Genomic DNA, 20,067 nt, shown 5'->3' with positions numbered 1-20,067 from the left:
TACCTGGGGGCTGGGCCTGAGCATGGCCGGGATCGGCCACAGTGAAACGTTGCAACTCGGAAAGCGCGCTCCTAGGTTCAGGAAATGCGGATCCGTAGCGCCACCGCGATCGTCACCGTCGTCCTGGCGGCAACTGCCACCCCCGCCGCCGCGGATCCGGCACGCCCGTGGGAGCACAACAACTTCGCTCCCGCCGGCCGCACGGTCACGCCGAAGCAGGTGTTCCGGACCACCGGCACCGTGCTGCAGCAACGTCCCGGTGCGGCAGTGCTCACCGGTGCGGGTTCCTCGATCACCTACGACTTCGGCCGGGAGGTCGGCGGGCTGGTCACCCTGCGCTTCGGCACGGGCGGTGACGCGGGTCAGCGGCTCGGCCTCGCCTTCACCGAGTCCTCGCAGTACGTCGGCACCACCAGCGACGCCAGCAACGGCGGCGGCGGCGCCGACCTGTCGCTGCACACCGACGTCACACCGGGCGGGACCTGGACGATGCCGCGAGCGTCGCTGCGCGGCGGCTTCCGGTACCTGACGCTGTTCGCGGAGTCGGCCGGGTCGATCTTCCTCAACCGGGTGTCGCTGGAGATCTCGTTCACGCCGTCGATGGGCGACCTGCGCGACTACGCCAACCACTTCCACTCCAGCGACCCGCTGCTCAACAAGATCTGGTATGCCGGGGCGTACACGGTGCAGACCAACACGATCGCGCCGGACACCGGCCGGGTCTGGGGACCGCCGGCCACCGGCTGGGACAACAGCGCCACGGTCGGCGCCGGGAGCGAGATCCTGGTCGACGGCGCCAAACGCGACCGTACGGTGTGGCCCGGCGACCTCGGCGTCTCGGTACCCACCGCCTTCGCGTCGCTGGGTGACCTGGTCCCGACCCGCAACGCCCTGACCACCCTGTACGACCACCAGACCGCGGCGGGTCAGTTGCCGTACGCCGGACCGCAGGTCAATTTCTACGGCTCCGACACCTACCACCTGTGGTCGCTGATCGGCACCGCCACCTACTACCAGTACACCCACGACCGGCCCTGGCTCGACACCGAGTGGGCCGGCTACCTGCGCGCGGTCGGCTACATCCTGGCCCAGGTCGGGGACGACGGGCTGCTCACCGTGCGCGGCACCGCCGACTGGGCGCGCGGCAACCAGGGCGGCAAGAACATCGCCGCCAACGCCCTGCTCCACCAGACGTTGGTGACGGGCGCGGAGCTTGCGGCCGTACGCGGAGAAGTTGCTCTTGCCACCACCTGGACCACCGCGGCGGGCAGGCTGAGGAGGGCGGTGAACGACGTCCTGTGGGATGAGGCCGCCGGCCAATATCGCGACAACCCGGACAGCGACCTGCATCCGCAGGACGGCAACGCCCTGGCCGTCTGGTACGGCCTCGCGCCCGCCGGCCGGGCCGCGCGGGTCAGCGCCGCGCTCACCACCAACTGGAACACCTACGGCGCGACGACCCCGGAGAACGGCGGGCAGATCTCCACCTTCCCCGGATCGCTGGAGGTGCAGGCCCACCTGGTCGCCGGCGACGCCACCCGGGCGCTGGAGCTGATCCGCCGCGAGTGGGGCTACATGCTGAACTCGCCGCTCGGCACCGGCAGCACGTTCTGGGAGGGCTACCTGGCGGACGGGCGGTTCGGCTACGGCGGGGCGTACATGAGCGCCGCGCACGGCTGGGCCACCGGGCCGACCTCGGCGCTGACCTTCTACGTCCTCGGTGTCCGGCCGACCACCGTGGACGGGGGTTACGTGATCCACCCCGCGCCCGGCGACCTGAGGAACGCCGAGGGCTCGCTGCGGACGCCGTACGGCGACATCGGGCTGGCCTGGCGGCATGACAAGCCCAGCCGGACGTTCACCGCCGATGTCGACGCGCCCGCCGGGGCCGTCACCCGGGTCGACGTCCCGACGTTCGGCGCCCGCACGAACGTCACCGTCAACGGCCGGCTCGCCTGGGACGGGCGCAAAGGCCACGCCTTCGGCGCCCGCCTGGAGAACGGTTACGTCGTGCTCACCGGCACCCCGCGGCGGGCGACCGTCGTCAGCACCGCCGTCAACAACGTCCCCGAGACGCTGGCCGCCGCGGTGACCTCGGCCGGGACCACCCCGGTGACCGCCGGGCAGCGGCTGTCGGTCCCGGTGACCGTCAGCGCCACCGGCGACCGTGTCGTCAGCGGCACGGCGACCGCGACGGCGCCGGAGGGCTGGACCGTCACCCCGGCCCCGTTCGCCATCGACACCCGCGACGGCCCCGGCAGCACGGTGGTCCAGGTGGGCGTTCAGCCGCCGGCCGACACCCTCGGGGGTACGGCGTCCGTCACGGTCACCGCGACCGGCGCCGGGAGGACCGCGAGCACCACCGTGCCGCTGCTCGTCTTCGGGACCTGGCCGGCCGGCGCCACCGCGACCGCGTCCAGCTTCCACGCGCCGAACGTCCACAACGGAGAGACCCGCACCTACGGGCCGGGCAACGCGATCGACCGCAACCTGGCCACCTTCTGGAACGACGACACGTCCGGCGGCTACCCGGACACACTCACCGTCACCGCCCCCGAGCCGGTGCGACTGCACGGGGTCGGCTTGGCCTCCCTGGTCGACGGCGTGCCGACCGACTTCACCGTGCAGACGTGGGACGGCACCACCTGGACCACCCGTGCCGCGGTGACCGGCAACGTTGCCCTGTACCGCTGGATCCCCTTCGACACGGTCACGACCAGCCAGGTGCGCATCGTCGTCACCGGCTCCCAGTCCCAGAACGGCGCCTTCAGCCGGATTGCCGAGGTAACCCCGTGAAACGTCCGGTCCCCGCCCATGCTGCACTGGCCGCGCTCTCCGCTCTTGCCATGCTTGCGTGGCCGGCACCCGCAGCCGCGGCGCCCGCGAGCACCGCGGCCGCCCCGAACGCCCTGAAGGTGGCCGGGCAGGCCACCGGCGCCCTGGTGGACTCGCCGCATCCCGCCCTGTCCTGGGCGCCCCGGGACTCCCGGCGCGGCGAGGCGCAGAGCGCGTACCAGATCAAGGTCTCCGACCACGGCACGGTCTGGGATTCCGGCCGCGTCGCCTCGGACGCCTCGGCCGGTGTCGCGTACGCCGGACCCGCGCTGCTCGCCGACCACACCTACTCCTGGACCGTGCGCACCTGGAACAGCCGGGGACAGGCGTCACCGTGGTCGACGCGGCAGCGCTTCGACGTCGGGCCGATGACGGTGGGCGACTGGTCGGCCTCCTGGCTGCGGGTTCCCGACGGCGCCCTGGCCCGCCGCACGTTCGAGGTCGGCAAGAGGGTCGCCCGCGCCCGGCTCTACCTCGCCGCGCAGGGCCTGGCCGAGCCGCACCTCAACGGCGCCGTCGTCGAGCCCGGGCGGTTGCTGGACTCGTCCGTCACCGACTACGCCAAGCGGGTCCTCTACCGTTCCTTCGACGTCACCGGCCAGATCCGGCCCGGCTCGAACGCGCTCGGCGTGATGGCGAGCCAGGGCCAGTTCAACGCCGCGCCGACCTTCCTCGCCCAGCTCTCGCTCACCTACGCCGACGGATCCCGGGCCGTGATCGGCACCGACGGCTCCTGGCGCAGCGCGGCCGGTCCGGTCGTCCGCGCGGACTTCTACTACGGCGAGACCTGGGACGCCCGCAAGCAGATCGCCGGGTGGGACACCGCGTCGTTCGACGCGACCGGCTGGGCGGCCGTTCCCGAGTACGCACCGGTGGCGAAGCCGGCCAGCCTCGCCCAGGGCAGGCCGGTCACCGCCGCCGACGAGACCGCCTGCTGCGGCTGGTCGCGGGCCGCGCTGGTGGACGGCATCGACCGGTCCGTCGAGGGCAGCCAGGGCTACCACTCGGCCACCGCCGCCACCGCGGACAGCACCAAGTGGGTCCAGGCCGACCTGGGCGCGAGCCAGGCAGTCAAGAGCATCACCCTCTTCCCGGCAAGGCCCACCAACGACCCCGCCGGGGACTTCCCCGGCGCCGGCTTCCCGGTCCGGTACACGGTCCGGATCAGCGACGACGCCGACTTCACGAACGCCCGTACCCTCGTCGACCGCACCGACGCCGACCAGCCCAACCCGGGCACCGCGCCGGTGGCGATCCCGGTCGACGGCCAGGGACGGTACGTACGCGTCACCGCCACGAAGCTGCCCTGCCGCGACACGTCCTGCACGTTCCGCCTGGCCGAACTCGGCGTCTTCGGCGCGAACCCGGCATTGACCTTCGGCCTGACCCGGCTCGAGGCCGACATCAGCCCGCCCACCCGGATCATCTCCACGCTGGAACCGGTCAAGGCCACCACCCCGGCGGCCGGCGTCCAGGTCTACGACTTCGGCCAGAACTACTCCGGCCAGGTGACCCTGCGGGCGGCGGCACCGGCCGGCACCACCGCCGTCATCACCAAGGGAGAGCTGCTGGACAACGCCGGGCGGGTGACCACGAAGAACATCAGCTTCAACGACGCGGAGCCCGCCCGCCAGCAGGACCGGTACATCTTCGACGGCTCGGGCGCGCAGAGCTGGATGCCCCGCTTCAACTACGCGGGCTTCCGCTACGCCGAGGTGACCGGGCTGCCCGCCGGCACGGAACTCACCGTCACCGCATCGGTGATCCACACCGACGTCGCGCCGGCCGGGAAGTTCAGCACGTCCGACCCGCTGCTCAACCGGATCCAGGACGCGCTGGTCCGTACCCAGCTCAACAACCTGCAGGGCATGCCGCTGGACTGCCCCACCCGGGAGAAGCGCGGCTGGCTCGGCGACGCCGGCGACACCGAGGCCGAGGCGATGGCCAACCTCGACATGCAATCGCTGTACGCCAAATGGCTGGGCGACATCCGCACCAGCGCCAACAGCAACGGCAGCATCCCGTCCATCGCGCCGGACCAGGGCGAGGGCGACCGCTGGTTCACCGACCCGGCCTGGGCGACCGCCTACCCGCAGATCGTCTGGGACAGCTACCAGCAGTACGGCGACCCGACCGTCCTGCGCGACAACTACGACGCCGTCAAGCGCTGGGTCGACTACCTGGCGACGATCAGCGACAGCCGGCACATCGTGCGCAACGCGCCCGGCTCGTGGGGCGACGACTGGCTGTCGACCGTGAGCACACCGCACGTCTACTTCCAGACGCTGTTCTACCTGCTCGACAGCCGCCGCCTCGCCGACATGGCAGCGGTCCTGGGCCACGCCGACGACGCGGCGAACTACCGCCGCCTGGCCGACGAGATCACCGCGGGCTTCACCGCCGAGTACTTCGACCCCGCCACCGACACGTACGCGCCGGGCACCCAGCTGGCGTACGCGATGCCGCTGGCCATCGGCATCGTCCCGGCCGGTCACGAGCAGGCGGTGCTGCGCAAACTGATCCAGGACATCGTCGCCCGCGGCAACCACGTCACCACCGGCTTCGTCGGCACCGTCTTCGTCTACCAGGCGCTGGGCAGGTACGACCGCAACGACATCGCCCTGGCCCTGTCCCAGCGCACCGACTTCCCGAGCTTCGGCTACATGCTGGCCAACGGCCCCGGCACCATCTGGGAGAAGTGGACCAACTCGTCGGCGCCGGACGGCACCTCGTCCAAGGACCACATCGGCCTGGCCGGCTCGATCGGCCAGTGGTACTACGAGCAGCTGGCCGGCATCCGCCGCGAGTCGGCCGGGTGGCGCACGCTCACCCTCGCGCCCAGCGTGGTCGGCGACCTGACCAGGGTCAACGGGTCGCAGGACACGGTCCGCGGCAAGGTGGTCAGCTCCTGGTCGAGGTCGGGCAGCACGCTGACCTACCACGCGGTCGTGCCGGTGGGCAGCACGGCGGCGATCGAGTTGCCGCTGCTCGGCGGCGCCGGTTCGACCGTACGCGAGGGTGGCCGGGTGATCTGGCGGGCCGGACGCCCGGCCGGCACCGTCCCCGCCCTGACCGTCGGCGAGGTGGCGGGCGGGGTGTCGGGCGGGGTCCTCGAGATGACAGCGGGCTCCGGCGACTACACCTTCACGGTGACGGCGCCGGGCACCCCGGTGACGGCACTGGCAGTGGCCTCCGCCGGCGACGACCCCTCGCCCATCACCGCCGGTGACAGCGGGGACGTCACGGTCCTGGTCGAGGGCAGCTCGACCGGCGGCGGCAAGGCGCGGCTCTCGGCCGAGGTACCGGCCGGCTGGACGGCCGAGCCCGTCCCGGCGGCCATCCCGCTGCGACCGTCCACCACGGCCACCCTGGCCTCGCTGCGCCTCACCGTCCCCGCCGGAACGCCGGGCGGCGCCTACCCGGTGACCGTGACCGCGAAGGCGCCCGACGGAACCCGGGCCACCACCACGGTCACCGTCATCGTCTTCGGCGCCTGGCCGGCCGGCACCACCGTGGCGGCCTCCAGCCACCACGAACCCAACATCGTCGACGGCGCCACCCGCACCTACGTACCGGAGAACGCCGTCGACGCGAACCCGGCGACCTTCTGGAACGACAACACGGAGAACCAGTACCCGGACACCCTGACCGTGACCGCGGCGGCGCCGGTCCCGCTGACCGGAGTGGGCCTCGGTTCGCACAGCGACGGCGTCCCGACGTCCTTCGAGGTGCAGACCTGGGACGGTGCGACCTGGACGACCCAGGCGACGATCACCGGGAACACGGCCCGGAACCGGTGGATCCCCTTCCGCGCGCCGGTGACGACCACCCGGGTGCGAGTCGTGGTGAACGGCTCCCAGAACCTCTGGAGCCGGATCGCCGAACTGGCGCCGTGACGTGTTGTTGACATGGCGGAAACATCGACCTACCTTATGGTGAAACGATTCACAGCAATCCCGTCGAGGCGGTCCGTGAGGGGGCACGATGCCGACCACCACCGACAGCCCTCCCCTCCTCGGCGCCGACGACGTGGCGATCCTCGCCATGCTGGCCCAGGGCCTGCCCGTGGGCACGGTGGCCCGCCGCCTGGCGATGTCGGAACGGACCCTCCGCCGCCGCACCAGGGCGATCTGCGACATCCTGGGCGTGCCGGCGGCGATCACGGCGGTCGCCTGGGCCGCCAAACGCGGCCTCCTCTGACCGGCCGCCCGCTCGTCGTCGCCGACGGCCTCATCGGACCGGCCGGGCGCCCGCCGTCGCCGACGGCCTCCTCTGACCAGACGGGCGCCCGCCGTCGCCGACGGCCTCCTCTGACCAGACAGGCGCCCGCCGTCGCCGGCGTCGACGGCTACTGATGCCCGCACCGGCCGGTGCGGGCATCACTCGTTTCCACTCGGCACGCGGTCAAGGTGGGCGCGGCGCCGGTGCAGGAGTGTGCGGGCGGCGGGCAGCACGGCCACAAGGAGGAAGCAGGCGAGGAGCACGCCGGAGATCGGGCGGGTCAGGAACCCGGCGGGGTTGCCGTCGAAGAGGAGCAACGAACGCCTCAGTGACGTCTCCAGCAGAGAGCCGAGCACGAAGGCGAGCACCAGCGGCCCGGGGTCGAAGCCGGTCTTCTTCATCAGGTACCCGAGGACGCCGAAGAAGACGACCAGGCCGATGTCGAAGACGTCGTTGCGGACGGTGTACGCCCCGATCAGCGTGATCAGGGCGGTGATCGGGGCGAGGATCGCCGGGCGTACGCGCAGGATGCGGACGAAGAGGCCGACCAGCGGCAGGCTCATGATCAGCAGCAGGACGTTGCCGAGGTACATCGAGTTGACGACGCCCCAGAAGAGTTCCGGGTGCTCGGTGACCAGTTGCGGGCCGGGAGTCACGCCCTGGATGAGCAGCGCGCCGAAGATGACGGCCATCGTGGCGTTGGCGGGGATGCCGAGGGACAGCAGCGGGATGAAGGACGACGTGGCGGCGGCGTTGTTCGCGGTCTCGGGCGCCGCGACTCCCTCGATGGCGCCGTGGCCGAAACGTTCGGGGTGGCGGGCGCGGCGCTTCTCCCACGCGTACGCGGCGAGCGAGGAGAGCACCGCCCCGCCGCCGGGCAGGATGCCGAGGAGGAAGCCGAGGACGCCGCCTCGGCCGATGGCGCCGGATGCCTGCCGCAGGTCGGCGCGGCTGGGCCAGACGTCGGTGACGGCGGCCGGGGCCTGCGTGGCGCGGTGGCGCTCCTCGAGGTTGTAGAGGATCTCGCCGAGACCGAAAAGACCCATGGCGATGGGTACGAAGTCAAGGCCGTCGGCCAGCGACAGATTGCCGAAGGTGAACCGTTCGACGCTGATGAAGTCGTCCCGGCCGACGGTGGCCAGCAGCAGCCCGGCCGCAGCCGCGATGAGCGCCTTGACCTTGCCGCCGTTGGAGACGGTGGCGACCAGCAGAATGCCGAGCAGGGCGAGCGCGGTGTATTCGGGCGGCCCGAAGTCGAGCGCGAACCCGGCGACGAACGGCGCGACCAGCGTCAGCGCGACGATCGAGAGGGTGCCGCCGGTGAACGAGCCGATGGCGGCGATGCCCAGCGCGGTGCCGGCTCGGCCCTGCCGGGCCATGGCGTGCCCGTCGAAGACCGTGACCACCGAGGACGCCTCGCCGGGCAGACGCAGCAGGACCGAGGTGATGGTGCCGCCGTACTGCGCCCCGTAGAAGATGCCGGCGAGCATGATGATCGACGTGACGGGTTCGAGGCCGAAGGTCATCGGCAGCAGGATCGCGATCGTGGCGGCCGGGCCCAGACCGGGCAGCACGCCGATGAGCATCCCGATGACGACGCCGAGCAGGCAGTAGAGCAGGTTCTTCGGCTCGAGGACGACGGCGAAGCCGTCGAGCACCGGGGACAGGCTGTCCAACGGTCCTCCTCTTCGGACGGAGTGCGGCCAGTCGAACAGGGGCGGGCCAGAACAGGTGCGGGTCAGAACAGGTGCGGGATGGTGACGCCGAGAGCGCCGACGAACAGCAGGTAGAACGCGGCGGTGGCGGCCACGCTGACGATCGCCGAGAGCCGCCAGGACTCCCGGCCGAGGAAGCGCAGCCAGACGAAGGCCAGCGAGACGGTCGGGATCTCGAAGCCGATGACGCCGACGACCGCGACGAAGACCACCATGGTGCCCGTGGCGGCCAGCACCAGCAGGCCGGTGCGGGTGAAACGCTCGGCGTCCTCGGTGCCGCGGGCCCGGGCGGCCAGGACGCCGCCGAGCACGACCAGCGCGGCGCCGACCAGGGCGGGCCACATGCCGGGCCCGGGTGCGGAGGCGCTTCCCACGCCGAGGTTCAGGGCCCCGGCGACCGCCGCGCCGCCGAGGACGACGACGAGCGCGGCGGTGACGAGGGTGGTCGCCGCTCCCGCGGCCGGCGGGCGCTCCGGCTCGGTCACGACTTGCCGCTGAGGTCGATCTTGTACTTCTCGATCAGTCCCCGGTAGGTGTCGCGCGAGGCGTTCCACTGCCGCAGCAGGGTGGCGCCGTCGACCTCGTTCGGCGTCAGCGAGCGCTGGGCGTTGAAGTCCTTGTACTTCTGCTCGGCGAACGCCTTCTGGAACGCGGCCCGGAGCCGGTCGAGCGTCTCCCGGGGCGCGCCCTTCGGGGCGACGATCGCCCGCGACTGCTGGACCAGCGCGGTGTAGCCGGACTCCTGGGCGGTGGGCGTGTCGGGCAGGTAGGCCGGCCGCTCGGCGGCGAACGTGACGATGGGCGTGACCTTGCCGGCCTTGATCTGCGACTGCCCCTCGCCCAGCTGGACGGCGGCGACGTCGACCTGCCCGCCGAGGGCCGCGGTGAGTGCGGGGGCGCCGCCGTTGAAGGGCACCGCGGTGGCGTCGACGGAGGCCTGGGCGAACAGCAGTTCCTGGCAGAGCTGGCTGCCGGTGCCGACGCCGGTGGTGGCGAATGTGATCGGCCGCTTGGCGTCCACGATGTCCTTGACCGTCTTGAAGCCGGTTTTCGGGTTGGCGACCAGCACGTAGTCGTCCTGCGAGACGCCGGTGACGACCTCGAAGCCGTTGATGTCCACCGCCTCGTCCGCCGCGACGGCCAGCGGCGTGATGTAGGCGAGGGAGCCGTTGAAGACCATGAGCGTGTAGCCGTCGGCCTCGGCGCCGGCGAGTTCCTTCGCCGCGACCCCGCCGTTGGCGCCGGCCTTGTTCAGCACGGTGACCGGCTTCTTCAGGTCGGCCGAGGCGGGTTCGGCCAGGGCGCGGGCGATGAGGTCGGTGCTGCCGCCCGCGTCCTGCCCGACGAGCACCCTGACCGCCCGCTCGGGGAACGTCGAGCCGGCGTCGCTCGCGGAGTCGTCCAGGTTCCCGCCGCAGGCGCTCAGCGCGAGGACGGTGGCAACCGAAGCACCTAGAACCCTGCTACGCATGGCGTTTCTCCTGTATGTGAGGCAGGTCATGAGCGTATGACCGTCGATTCATGCGTGTCCAACTCTCTTAATGCATTGATTGATACCTTTCCTGCATGACGTACACGCTGGAACAACTCCGCGGGCTCGTGGCCGTCGCGGAGGAGCTGCATTTCGGACGGGCCGCCGCCCGGCTGCGGATGACCCAGCCGCCGCTCAGCCGGCAGATCCAGAAACTGGAGGCGGCGATCGGTGTGCGGCTGCTCGACCGGGACAACCGCCGGGTCGCCCTAACCCCGGCCGGCGAGGCGTTCCTGCGCGAGGCGCGGCGCGTCCTGGCCATCGCCGAGGCGGCGCCGGACCTGGCACAGCGCGTTTCCCTGGGTACGCGCGGCGTGGTGCGCGTCGGGTTCACCGCGGCGTCGACCTTCGGCATCCTCGGCCGGCTGCTCGACGACCTCGAGCGGGAACTGCCCGAGGTGCGCGTGGAACTCTTCGAGATGGTCACCCGGGAGCAGGTCGCCGCGATCGCGGGTGACGACCTCGATCTCGGCCTGGCCCGGCCACCGTTCGACCCGGATCTCTTCGCCTCCCGGCTGCTGCACCGGGAGGCGCTGCTGCTCGCCGTGCCCGCGGGTCACCGGCTGACCGGTCTCGGGCGAGCGGCGCTCCCGGCCGACCTCGCCACGGAGCCGCTGATCTTCCACTCCCAGCAGAAGGCGCGCTACTTCTACGACCTGGTGGTCAGCATGGTGCGGCCGGCCCAGGAACGGGTCGTGCAGAGCGTGAGCCAGATCCTCACCATGCTCTGGCTCGTCGCGGCCGGCCGTGGCATCGCGTTCGTTCCGGCGTCCGCCACCCTGCTGGGCATCCCCGGCGTCGCCTTCGCGCCGCTGGCCACGCCGATCCCCGAGCCCGTGGAGCTTCACCTGCTCTGGCCGCGCCACTCCCAGAACCCGGCGTTGAGCAAAGTTCTGAGTGTTCTCGATGCACTGAAGGTATGAAGCGATGCGGAAACACTCTTGGACATGCATCGTCGTGGCTCCTTAGCGTGGTCAGGGTGACGCCGACTCAGCCCGAGGAACTCGCCGCCCGCCTCACCACCGGTCTGCTGTCCTTCCCCGTGACCCACTTCGACGATCGGCTCTCCTTCGACGAACCCCGGTACCGCGAGCACCTCGGCTGGCAGGCGGGCTTCGGCGTCGCCGGCCTGTTCGCCGCGGGCGGCACCGGCGAAGGCTTCTCGCTCACCTCCGACGAGATCGACACCGTCGTCCGGGCGGCGGTCGGCGAGGTCGGCGCCCTGGTACCGGTCGTCGCGCCGGCGACCGGCGGCACCGCGCAGGCATCCGCCCAGGCCGCCGCCGCTCAACGAGCCGGCGCCGCGGGACTGCTGCTGCTGCCGCCGTACCTGACCGAGGCATCCCAGGCCGGTCTCCTCGCCCATGTCACCGCGGTGTGCCGGGCCACCGACCTCGGCGTCATCGTCTACAGCCGCGCCAACGCCGTCCTCGACGACGTCACCGTCGCCGAGCTCGCCGACCGCAACCCCAACCTGATCGGGCTCAAGGACGGCGTCGGCGACATCGAGCGGATGACCCGCACCTACGCGCGCGTCGGCGATCGCCTCATCTACATCGGCGGCCTGCCCACCGCCGAGACCTTCGCCCTGCCGCTGCTGCAACTCGGCGTCAGCACCTACTCCTCCGCGCTGTACAACTTCCTGCCCGAGTTCGCCCTGCGCTTCTTCGCCGCCGTCCGGGCACAGGACCGCGTCACCGTCTACCGGCTGCTCAACGAGTTCGTCATCCCGTACCTCGACATCCGCGACCGTTCCCGCGGCTATGCCGTCTCCATCATCAAGGCCGGGCTGACCGCGGCCGGCCGCGACGGCGGCCGGGTCCGGCCGCCGCTCACCGACCTGACCCCCGAGGACCGGGCCGACCTGGCCGCCCTCATCGGCAAGGTGCGGGTGCCGGCATGAGCGCGAGAACGCCCACCGTCGCCCGCATCGAGGTGATCCCGGTCGCCGGGCACGACAGCATGCTGCTGAACCTCAGCGGCGCCCACGGGCCGTTCTTCACCCGCACCGTCGTGATCGTCACCGACAGCACCGGCGCCACCGGGGCCGGCGAGGTCCCGGGCGGCGAGGCGATCCGGCGCACCGTCGAGGCCGCGGCCGGCCACCTCCTCGGCCGGTCGATCGCGTCCCACGCCACGCTGCTGCGCGAGATCGGCGCCGGCTACGCCGCCCTCGACGAGCAGGGCCGGGGACCACAGACCTTCGACCAGCGCGTCGCCGTGCACGCCGTCACCGCCCTCGAGTGCGCGCTGCTCGACCTGCTCGGGCAGTACCTCGGCGTACCGGTCGCCGAGCTGCTCGGCGACGGGCAGCAGCGCTCCTCGGTTCCCGTGCTCGGCTACCTCTTCTACGTCGGCGACCGCGGGCGAACCGACCTGCCGTACGTCGCCGAAGCGGACCCGGCCGACGACTGGGAGCGGCTGCGCCGCGAACCGGCGCTCACCCCGGAGGCCATCGTGGCGCTGGCCGAGGCCGCACAGGCCCGGTACGGCTTCGCCGACTTCAAGCTGAAGGGCGGTGTGCTGACCGGCGAGGAGGAGATCGCGGCGGTACGAGCACTCGCCGCCCGCTTCACGGACGCCCGGATCACCATCGACCCCAACGGCGGATGGCCGCTGACCGAAGCGGTGGCGCTGTGCCGGGATCTGCGGGGCGTGCTCGCGTACGCGGAGGATCCGGTCGGCGCGGAGGGCACCCTGTCCGGGCGGGAGACGATGGCCGAGTTCCGCCGCGAGACCGGGCTGCGCACGGCGACCAACATGATCGCCACCGACTGGCGGGAGCTCGCTCACGCCGTACGCGGAAACGCCGTTGACATTCCCCTCGCGGACCCGCACTTCTGGACCCTGCGCGGGTCGGTCCGTGTCGCGCAGCTCTGCCACGACTTCGGGCTCACCTGGGGCTCGCACTCCAACAACCACTTCGACATCTCGCTGGCGATGTTCACCCACGTCGGCGCGGCCGCCCCCGGCGAGATCACCGCGCTGGACACGCACTGGATCTGGCAGGACGGGCAACGGCTGACCCGCGAGCCCTTACGCATCAACGGCGGCCGGATCGCCGTACCCGAAAGACCCGGACTCGGCATCGACCTGGACCACGACGCCCTGCGCGCGGCGCACGAGCTCCATCTCGAACACGGGCTCGGCGCCCGCGACGACGCCGCCGCCATGCGATACCTGGTGCCCGGCTGGCGGTTCGACCCCAAGCGGCCCTGCCTGGTGCGCCCGTGACCGCCGACCGGATCACCGGGATCACGCTGTCCTCGGTGACCCTGCCGCTGAAGGCCGCGATCAGCGACGCGAAGGTGCTCACCGGCCGGCAACGCCCGATGACCGAGGTGGCGTTCCTGTTCGCCGAGATCCGCACCGCGGACGGACACGAGGGCCTCGGTTTCAGCTACAGCAAGCGGGCGGGCGGCCGGGCCCAGTTCGCCCACGCCGAGGAGGTCGCCCCCGACCTCCTCGGCGAGGACCCCAGCGACATCGGCCGGCTGTGGACCAAGCTCGTCTGGGCCGGCGCGTCGGCCGGGCGCAGCGGCGCGTCCACCCAGGCCGTCGCCGCGATGGACGTGGCGCTGTGGGACCTGAAGGCCAAGCGCGCCCGGCTTCCCCTCGCGAAGCTGCTGGGCGCCCACCGCGACTCGGTCCGCTGCTACGACACCACCGGCGGGTTCCTGCACGAGCCCCTCGACCGGGTGCTGGAGAACGCCGCCGCGTCGCGCGCCGCCGGCATCGGCGGGATCAAGATCAAGGTGGGTCATCCGTCGCCGGCCGTCGACCTTGCCCGGGTACGCGCGGTGCGGGAGAGCCTCGGCGACGAGGTGCCACTCATGGTCGACGCCAACCAGCAGTGGGACCGCACGGCGGCTCAGCGCATGGGCCGCGCGCTGGAGGAGTTCGGGCTGACCTGGATCGAGGAGCCCCTCGACGCGTACGACGCGGAGGGACACGCCGCGCTCGCCCGCTCCCTCGACACCCCGATCGCCTCCGGTGAGATGCTCACCAGCGTCGCCGAGCACCACGAGCTCATCCGTCTCGGCGCCGTCGACGTGATCCAGCCCGACGCGCCGCGGATCGGCGGCATCACCCAGTTCCAGCGGCTGGCCACGCTGGCCGAGCACCGCAACCTCACGCTGGCGCCGCACTTCGCCATGGAGATTCACGTGCACCTGGCGGCGGCGTACCCGCACGAGCCCTGGGTCGAGCACTTCGACTGGCTGCACCCGCTGTTCGACGAACGGCTGGAGATCCGCGACGGCCGCATCCACCTCTCCGATCGCCCCGGTCTCGGCGTGACCCTGAGCGAGCAGGCGCGCGCGTGGACGGTCGCCCGGGCCGACCTGCGGGAGGGTACTGGCACATGAGCCAGGCTCCCGGACAGGTTGGCGGCGGCGAGCAGCGCAACCATCACTCGCTCGGCGAGCTGCTGGAGATGGCCGGCCGGTTCCAGCAGTTCCCGGTCGACGCGGTCGACTACGCCAGCGTCGCGACCAGCCCGGAGAGCACGCGCGGGGCCGTCTCGTTCGGCCTACGTCTGTTCTCGTACGCGGGAAGCCCCGTCGCCGTCCTCCAGCGGGCGGCCGCGCCCCGCTACGGCACCAGCACCGCCCGCCTAGAGATCCTCAGTCCGGCCGCCGGGGTCGCGGCGACGCTGATCGCCGAGGTGCACAAGCTGATGGTGCGCCGCTCGGTGCTGCGCGGTCAGGTGCTCACCCTCGGCGGCTCGGACTTCGAGCCGGGCGTCGGCGGCATCACGTTCCAGCGCCGGCCGGCCCTGACCGCGGACGACATCGTGCTCCCGGCCGGTCTCCCCGATCGGCTGCACCGGCACATAGCGGGTGTGGCCCGGCACCGCGAACGCCTGCACGCCGCCGGTCAGCACCTCAAGCGCGGCCTGCTGCTCTACGGCCCGCCGGGCACCGGCAAGACGCACACGGTGCGCTACCTGCTCGGCGCGCTGCCCGAGCTGACCGTGGTGCTGCTGTCCGGTCCGTCGATCCAGTTCGTCTCGGACGCCGCCCGGACGGCGCGGGTGCCGCAACCGGCGCTGGTCGTACTCGAGGACTGCGACCTGGTGGCCGAGAGCCGCGACTCCTGCCAGCCCTCGTGATCGGGCTCGTGCACGGCGCACTGCGGCTGGCCGGCGACCTCGCGCAGCGGCACGCCGAATACGACGGTCGCTGGGGCATCGGCCTACGCCTCACCGGCATCCGAGGCGCGATCGCCTACGACCACCTAGCGAACGGTGACGAGGACACGGCGCCGCCGTACGACGACGACACCTACGAACGGATCCTCACCGCGGACGCCGCTGCGCTGCTCACCACGCCGGACGCGCTCACCAGTCAACTGGCGGGAGCCCTGCTCCGCGGGCTGAGCATCGAGAATCGCTACCTTCCCTGAGTATCAGCGGGTGGGCCCTGCGTGGCCGAACCGGCCTCCCTCGGTGCTTGCGGTAACGCCTCCCGGATCCGTCCGGCTGTAGGCGCCGGCGCTGCGGCAGATGCGCAAGACATCCGAGGGTTCGTTCTTGTCAAGCTGGGCTCGATGCTGGCGGTAACGTCTTCCGGATCCGCGCGGCTGTAGGCGCCGCCACTGCGGCAGGTGCGCGGAGCAAGACATCCAAGGATTTGTAGGCTTCAAGCCAGAGTCCCGTTTTACGGAGTGGACTTAAGGCTGCGCGCTGATGAGGTACCGGTTGTAGCCAGCCGACCTGTCGGGCAAGACACGTACTCGATGGCGTTGTCGTGCGCCCCCGTTCGTGTATTTCGAGGTCCGCCCTGATGTATTTCGGCACCGCCGCGGTCCATCCTGTTTGTCGCAACCAAGGCCCCGTGACAGCAGGAGAGTCAATGCATACAACCAGGTGGCTCGCGGCGGTTCTCTCCGGCATCATGGCGGTGCTGGCACCGGGGGTGCCAGCATCCGCAGCGGACTTCAGAGGTCCGTACCATTTTCAAAGCGCTTACTACACCAACACATGCGCGGACGTAGCCTACGGAGCTACGAACCCGGGTGCACGCGTGCAGCAGTGGACCTGTTACGACGGCGCTGCTGAGCGGTGGCGCATGGACCCCGTTCCGTACCTCGTCGGTCCCACCCGGTTCTACCAGGTGTGGAACCTCAACAGCCGGCTGTGCCTCGATCTACCGTACGGAGATCCCGCCAAGCCGCTCCAACAATGGAGGTGTCAGCCGGGCGACCAGCAACTATGGGCGGCAGAGCTGTACCCCGACGGTAAGGGCATCCGATTGAGGAACCTGATGGCAAACTACCAATGCCTATCTGTGGACACTGCCCACGGAGCCGGGGCCAGTCTCTGGGTACGGCCGTGCCAGCCCGTCAACTCGCAACGTTGGCTGACAACTTCCTAGTCAGCCCTCGCGAGGTTGGGTCGTTACAGGCTCTCGGGCCGCTTGCCGACGACGACCGCGATTGGGCTCGTCGAGTAGGCAGCCGGGCGAAGCTGCTGTTCACTAACACCAAGATCATCTGCTGAAGCGCCGGCGCCTTTCGGTGCCGTGATCTGAGGATGACCAACTGTCGCGTCCTACTTTACGGCTTTTCAGCTCGATTACTGTTGCGGTCCGCGCGGTAGTTCGTTTCCGCGCTGGTCACATGGCCGTCCACAACGCGACCCAGACGTCCTGATGAACGACAGCCGAATGTCAGTGGCCGACGACAGCTGATGTCAGTTGCTATGCGCATTCGTGGTGGCCGCAGTAAGGGGCGGTCCCTACATCGGAGGTGAATCGAATTGTTCCTGTTGAGGGCTTCCAGAGGGTGATCCGCACGTCGGTGATCTCAGGCCTGGTTGGAGGGTCGGCGGGCTGGCAGGAGATGACGAGGGAGAACCGGCCGTGGGCTTCGGTGACGGCCCACTGCTCCAGTCCAACGGGAGGCTTCTGGGTCCGGATCAGAGCGCACTCGAATTGGCCGTAAAGCGTGCCGGTGAAGGTGAGGTAGAGGCTCGTCGTGGCGCGGGTGAAGGTGACTGCGGTGAGCGTGAGAGTGACGTCGTTGGCCTCGGGCGGGCCGACGCTGATCGGGCCGTGCGGGCCGAACTCACCCTCCATACCGTCCTGCACGGCCCGGCGCATTAGCGCCACCAGCTGGTCGACCGCCGGCTTGAGCGTCTGGCCCGCGGCAGTGCCGGCGGCCTCCTCAAGGAGGTCGATGGCGGCGATCGCACGCCAGGCGAAGGACAGGGTCACGGGCTTAAAGCCGAGCCCGAGGTCCACCTCGACATTGCGGGCAACCTCGTCGCCGATGGCGTCAGGATCCAGCGATGCGGCGGTGTGCAGGAGGTCCGGCACCCAGAACTGCATCGCCGTGCGGATCTCCGGATCGTCAAGATCGGCGTTGAGCAGTTTGAGCAGGGCTGGGCGGAGCTCGTTCAGCGCGGCGAACCATTGCACCTTCCTGACTACCTTGGGAGCGACCACGGCGGCGTGCTTGAGGTGGTCGAGCAGCGCGGGCAGGTTCCCGTAGTCGGAGTTTCTCTTCCTGGTGTTACATGGCGTGCAGATCGGCGCCAGGTTGCCGGGCCGGTGCACCCCGAAGTCGGCGGGCAGTCCGAAGCGGGTCTTGAGTTCGGTCAGCCGGGCGCTGGTAGCGGCACGGGGAATGATGTGGTCGACGGCCATCTGTCGAAACTCCGCGGGTTCGTTGCACCAGTAACAGCGGTAGTTCCACAATGGCCGCATGATCATGAGGATCACCGCGTTGTTGGTGGCATTGCCTGGGATGTAGCCGACCTCCTCCGGTGGTTCGGCCGCGGGTGGCGACTGCTGGGCGCTGGTCACCACAGATCCTTCCTCGTTCCGGCCCGGTTCCGGGCCACCGGTAACACGACTTCGGAGGCCTTCGGGGGATCGACGCTCATGCCAAAGAATTTTGCTCTCCGTCGATACCGCTTGTCGGCGACCGGCCCGGCGCGTACGGGTGACTCGCAACCTTTCCCGGACGCCTCGCAAGATCACTTGCAGACCTACCCGGACACTCGCAAGGTTCGCGTGGACGCGACACCAACCACTGCAAGCCTTCATTCGACGAAACCCGCACCGGTGGGTGCAAGATATGGCCTTTGGCTGCCGATAGTGCTCGACCGGGCGCGGTCGATCACGTGGGTTGGGTGGTGCTATGCGGCTCGTCGGTCGGTGTTTGACACGCCTTGTACGTCTGCCAGCCGGACTCGCGTCGGGTATGCACGGCGGTGGCGGTGGGGTAGCCGATGCGTGCGTCAGTCAGGGCGTGGTGCAGGTGTCGTTTGCGGATGGTGCGGGGAGCCAGAACAGCACGGGCGTGAGGTTGCCGGCGACGCGAGCAGCTGCTGGTAGCCGCCGAGCTCTGTCGACGAGCCGGGCGAGGGGCTCTATACCGGTGTCGTACTGGAGGGTCTACGAGCAACCGTTGCAGTGCCCAACTCAGTCTTGCGTGAGCCGGTGATGAAGCAGCAGCAGGGCGCCCACAGCGTTTGCGGCTCGGATTGTTCCGTCAGCAACCATTCCTGGGATTTCAGACAAGGGGATCCAGTCGCGCTTCTCGGATTCGAAGTAGTCCTCGGGTTCTCCCACGTACTCAGCGCCGCATGCCCAGTACACATGGTGGAGCGCATCTGAAAGTCCGTTTGTCGGCTCGACGGTGATCAGATGCTCGAGGCGCCCTGGTCGCCAACCTGTCTCTTCGAGCATCTCACGCGCGGCCGCCTCTGGGACGGTCTCGTCGGCGTCGACCACGCCCGCCGGCAGTTCCCAGCCCCATGTGTCCGTGATGAAGCGGTGCCTCCACAGCAGGAGAACCTGGTTGAGGTCGTTCACGGCCGCGCACAGCGCCACCGGACGTTGCCTGATGAGGAAATGATCCAGGTGCCTGCCGTCTGGTAGCTCTACGTCCGCGAGCCTTACTGTCAGCCACGGATTTTCGTAGACCGTATGTTCAGTAAGGTTCTTCCATCGCATCTGCAGCTTACCACCCATGTCGGCCAGACTTTGTCGCTGCCAGGCTACAGCGGGATTGAGAGCACTTGCGCGATCCGGGCGGCAGCATCCTTTGCGGTGGCATTGCCGGTCTCAGCGAGGCGACCGCCGATCTGCGCGAAGCGGTGACGCAGGTGGTGTGACTCCATGCCTACCGCGAGGTCCACCATGTGGTTGGCCGAGCTCGCGGCCTGTTCCGCTTCACCGCGATCGAGGTCGACTATTGCGAGGGTGGCCATCCGGTGTACCCGTCCGCGCGCATGTGCCTGCGCCTGGGTGCGGACCGCTTCCGTTGCGAACTCTCGGGCCGGTCCGAGTTCACCCAGGACGATGAGAGCTTCGGCAAGTTGGGCCTCCACGAGGCCGGGCTGAACGTATCCGGTTTCAGGGGGTTCTTCCATGCGGTCAATCTCTTTGGCGGCTTTTTCGGCCAGCCTGATGCAGCGGTAGGCCTCCCCTACGTCCTTTAATCCTGCGAAGGCTTTAGCCTGCATGACGAATAGATCGGTTTTCAGTGCCGGAGAGATGTGTGGCCCTGCGGTACGCAATCCGGCTTCCGCGAAAGCTATTGCTTGCCGGTAAAATGTCAGAAAAAGGGATTGATTCACGAGCAAGGCTATGACGTAACCTCCGAAACTGCGATCTCCGGAGGCTTTGGCTAGTGCCTCGTCATGCGGCCTTGGAGGGGTAATCCGGGCGGCGGATTTTGGAGTGGGTGGCGTATCCGGTTTTCGGTCGGGCGCGCTGGTTATGCCAGCGTATGTAGTCGCCGATCGCGGCGTCT

At 70.1% G+C, this 20,067-nt stretch carries 16 protein-coding genes; 10 read left to right on the top strand and 6 right to left on the bottom strand.

Features of this window, described 5'->3' with window-relative positions:
• Positions 1-84 precede the first annotated feature (84 nt).
• The 3 genes from QSK31_RS44550 to QSK31_RS44540 all read left to right on the top strand — a co-directional run bounded on the left by QSK31_RS44550 (position 85) and on the right by QSK31_RS44540 (position 7,035).
• Positions 85-2,796 carry an alpha-L-rhamnosidase-related protein gene (locus QSK31_RS44550; protein WP_285691133.1) on the top strand — a complete coding sequence of 904 codons (2,712 nt, stop codon included), beginning with the start codon at positions 85-87 and terminating at the stop codon, positions 2,794-2,796.
• Positions 2,793-6,731 (top strand): family 78 glycoside hydrolase catalytic domain, encoded by a 3,939-nt coding sequence (locus QSK31_RS44545; protein ID WP_285691132.1) that lies wholly within the window; start codon positions 2,793-2,795, stop codon positions 6,729-6,731. Before QSK31_RS44550 ends, QSK31_RS44545 begins: the two co-directional genes overlap by 4 nt.
• 88 nt (positions 6,732-6,819) lie before the next feature.
• Positions 6,820-7,035 (top strand): helix-turn-helix domain-containing protein, encoded by a 216-nt coding sequence (locus tag QSK31_RS44540; protein WP_285691131.1) that lies wholly within the window; start codon positions 6,820-6,822, stop codon positions 7,033-7,035.
• Between the two features lie 179 nt (positions 7,036-7,214).
• Here QSK31_RS44540 and QSK31_RS44535 read toward each other — a convergent pair whose 3' ends face one another.
• The 3 genes from QSK31_RS44535 to QSK31_RS44525 form a co-directional block, all read right to left on the bottom strand.
• The gene (locus QSK31_RS44535) at positions 7,215-8,732 is read right to left on the bottom strand and encodes a tripartite tricarboxylate transporter permease (protein ID WP_285691129.1); all 1,518 of its coding nucleotides are present in this window, start codon (positions 8,730-8,732) and stop codon (positions 7,215-7,217) included.
• 62 nt (positions 8,733-8,794) lie between these two features.
• Positions 8,795-9,256, bottom strand: a complete 462-nt coding sequence (locus QSK31_RS44530; protein WP_285691126.1) for a tripartite tricarboxylate transporter TctB family protein — start codon at positions 9,254-9,256, stop codon at positions 8,795-8,797.
• Positions 9,253-10,242, bottom strand: a complete 990-nt coding sequence (locus QSK31_RS44525) for a tripartite tricarboxylate transporter substrate binding protein (RefSeq protein WP_285691124.1) — start codon at positions 10,240-10,242, stop codon at positions 9,253-9,255. Before QSK31_RS44525 ends, QSK31_RS44530 begins: the two co-directional genes overlap by 4 nt.
• A gap of 95 nt (positions 10,243-10,337) precedes the next feature.
• Here QSK31_RS44525 and QSK31_RS44520 point away from each other — a divergent pair, with 95 nt between their 5' ends.
• From QSK31_RS44520 to QSK31_RS49005, 7 genes are all read left to right on the top strand, one after another.
• Complete coding sequence (locus QSK31_RS44520; protein ID WP_285691122.1) at positions 10,338-11,225, top strand: LysR family transcriptional regulator; 888 nt, start codon at positions 10,338-10,340, stop codon at positions 11,223-11,225.
• A gap of 56 nt (positions 11,226-11,281) precedes the next feature.
• Positions 11,282-12,205 carry a 5-dehydro-4-deoxyglucarate dehydratase gene (gene kdgD, locus QSK31_RS44515; protein WP_285691119.1) on the top strand — a complete coding sequence of 308 codons (924 nt, stop codon included), beginning with the start codon at positions 11,282-11,284 and terminating at the stop codon, positions 12,203-12,205.
• Positions 12,202-13,536: an enolase C-terminal domain-like protein gene (locus QSK31_RS44510; protein WP_285691118.1), complete on the top strand. Its 1,335-nt coding sequence runs from the start codon at positions 12,202-12,204 to the stop codon at positions 13,534-13,536. The genes kdgD and QSK31_RS44510 overlap by 4 nt, the downstream gene beginning before the upstream one ends.
• Complete coding sequence (locus QSK31_RS44505; protein ID WP_285691116.1) at positions 13,533-14,669, top strand: L-talarate/galactarate dehydratase; 1,137 nt, start codon at positions 13,533-13,535, stop codon at positions 14,667-14,669. Before QSK31_RS44510 ends, QSK31_RS44505 begins: the two co-directional genes overlap by 4 nt.
• Positions 14,666-15,415, top strand: coding sequence for an AAA family ATPase (locus QSK31_RS44500; protein ID WP_285691115.1), 750 nt, complete (start codon positions 14,666-14,668; stop codon positions 15,413-15,415). Before QSK31_RS44505 ends, QSK31_RS44500 begins: the two co-directional genes overlap by 4 nt.
• Before the next feature lie 8 nt (positions 15,416-15,423).
• Positions 15,424-15,708: a hypothetical protein gene (locus QSK31_RS44495; protein WP_285691114.1), complete on the top strand. Its 285-nt coding sequence runs from the start codon at positions 15,424-15,426 to the stop codon at positions 15,706-15,708.
• A 380-nt stretch (positions 15,709-16,088) separates the two neighbouring features.
• Positions 16,089-16,679 carry an RICIN domain-containing protein gene (locus QSK31_RS49005; RefSeq protein ID WP_352244616.1) on the top strand — a complete coding sequence of 197 codons (591 nt, stop codon included), beginning with the start codon at positions 16,089-16,091 and terminating at the stop codon, positions 16,677-16,679.
• A 324-nt stretch (positions 16,680-17,003) separates the two neighbouring features.
• Here the strand turns inward: QSK31_RS49005 and QSK31_RS44490 are convergent, their stop codons facing one another.
• The 3 genes from QSK31_RS44490 to QSK31_RS44480 form a co-directional block, all read right to left on the bottom strand.
• The gene (locus QSK31_RS44490) at positions 17,004-18,110 is read right to left on the bottom strand and encodes an HNH endonuclease (RefSeq protein WP_285691113.1); all 1,107 of its coding nucleotides are present in this window, start codon (positions 18,108-18,110) and stop codon (positions 17,004-17,006) included.
• Positions 18,111-18,731: 621 nt separating this feature from the next.
• Positions 18,732-19,283, bottom strand: a complete 552-nt coding sequence (locus QSK31_RS44485; RefSeq protein ID WP_285691111.1) for an NUDIX hydrolase — start codon at positions 19,281-19,283, stop codon at positions 18,732-18,734.
• Positions 19,284-19,309: 26 nt separating this feature from the next.
• On the bottom strand, positions 19,310-19,975 hold the full coding sequence (locus QSK31_RS44480; RefSeq protein ID WP_502873111.1) for an NsdA family TPR-like regulatory protein: 666 nt from the start codon (positions 19,973-19,975) through the stop codon (positions 19,310-19,312).
• Positions 19,976-20,067: the final 92 nt, after the last annotated feature.

It is taken from the genome of Actinoplanes sp. NBRC 103695 (assembly GCF_030269485.1).
Classification (GTDB): Bacteria; Actinomycetota; Actinomycetes; order Mycobacteriales; family Micromonosporaceae; genus Actinoplanes.
The sequence above is the reverse complement of the archived record's forward strand: the minus strand, read 5'-3'. Positions and strand labels throughout refer to the sequence as shown.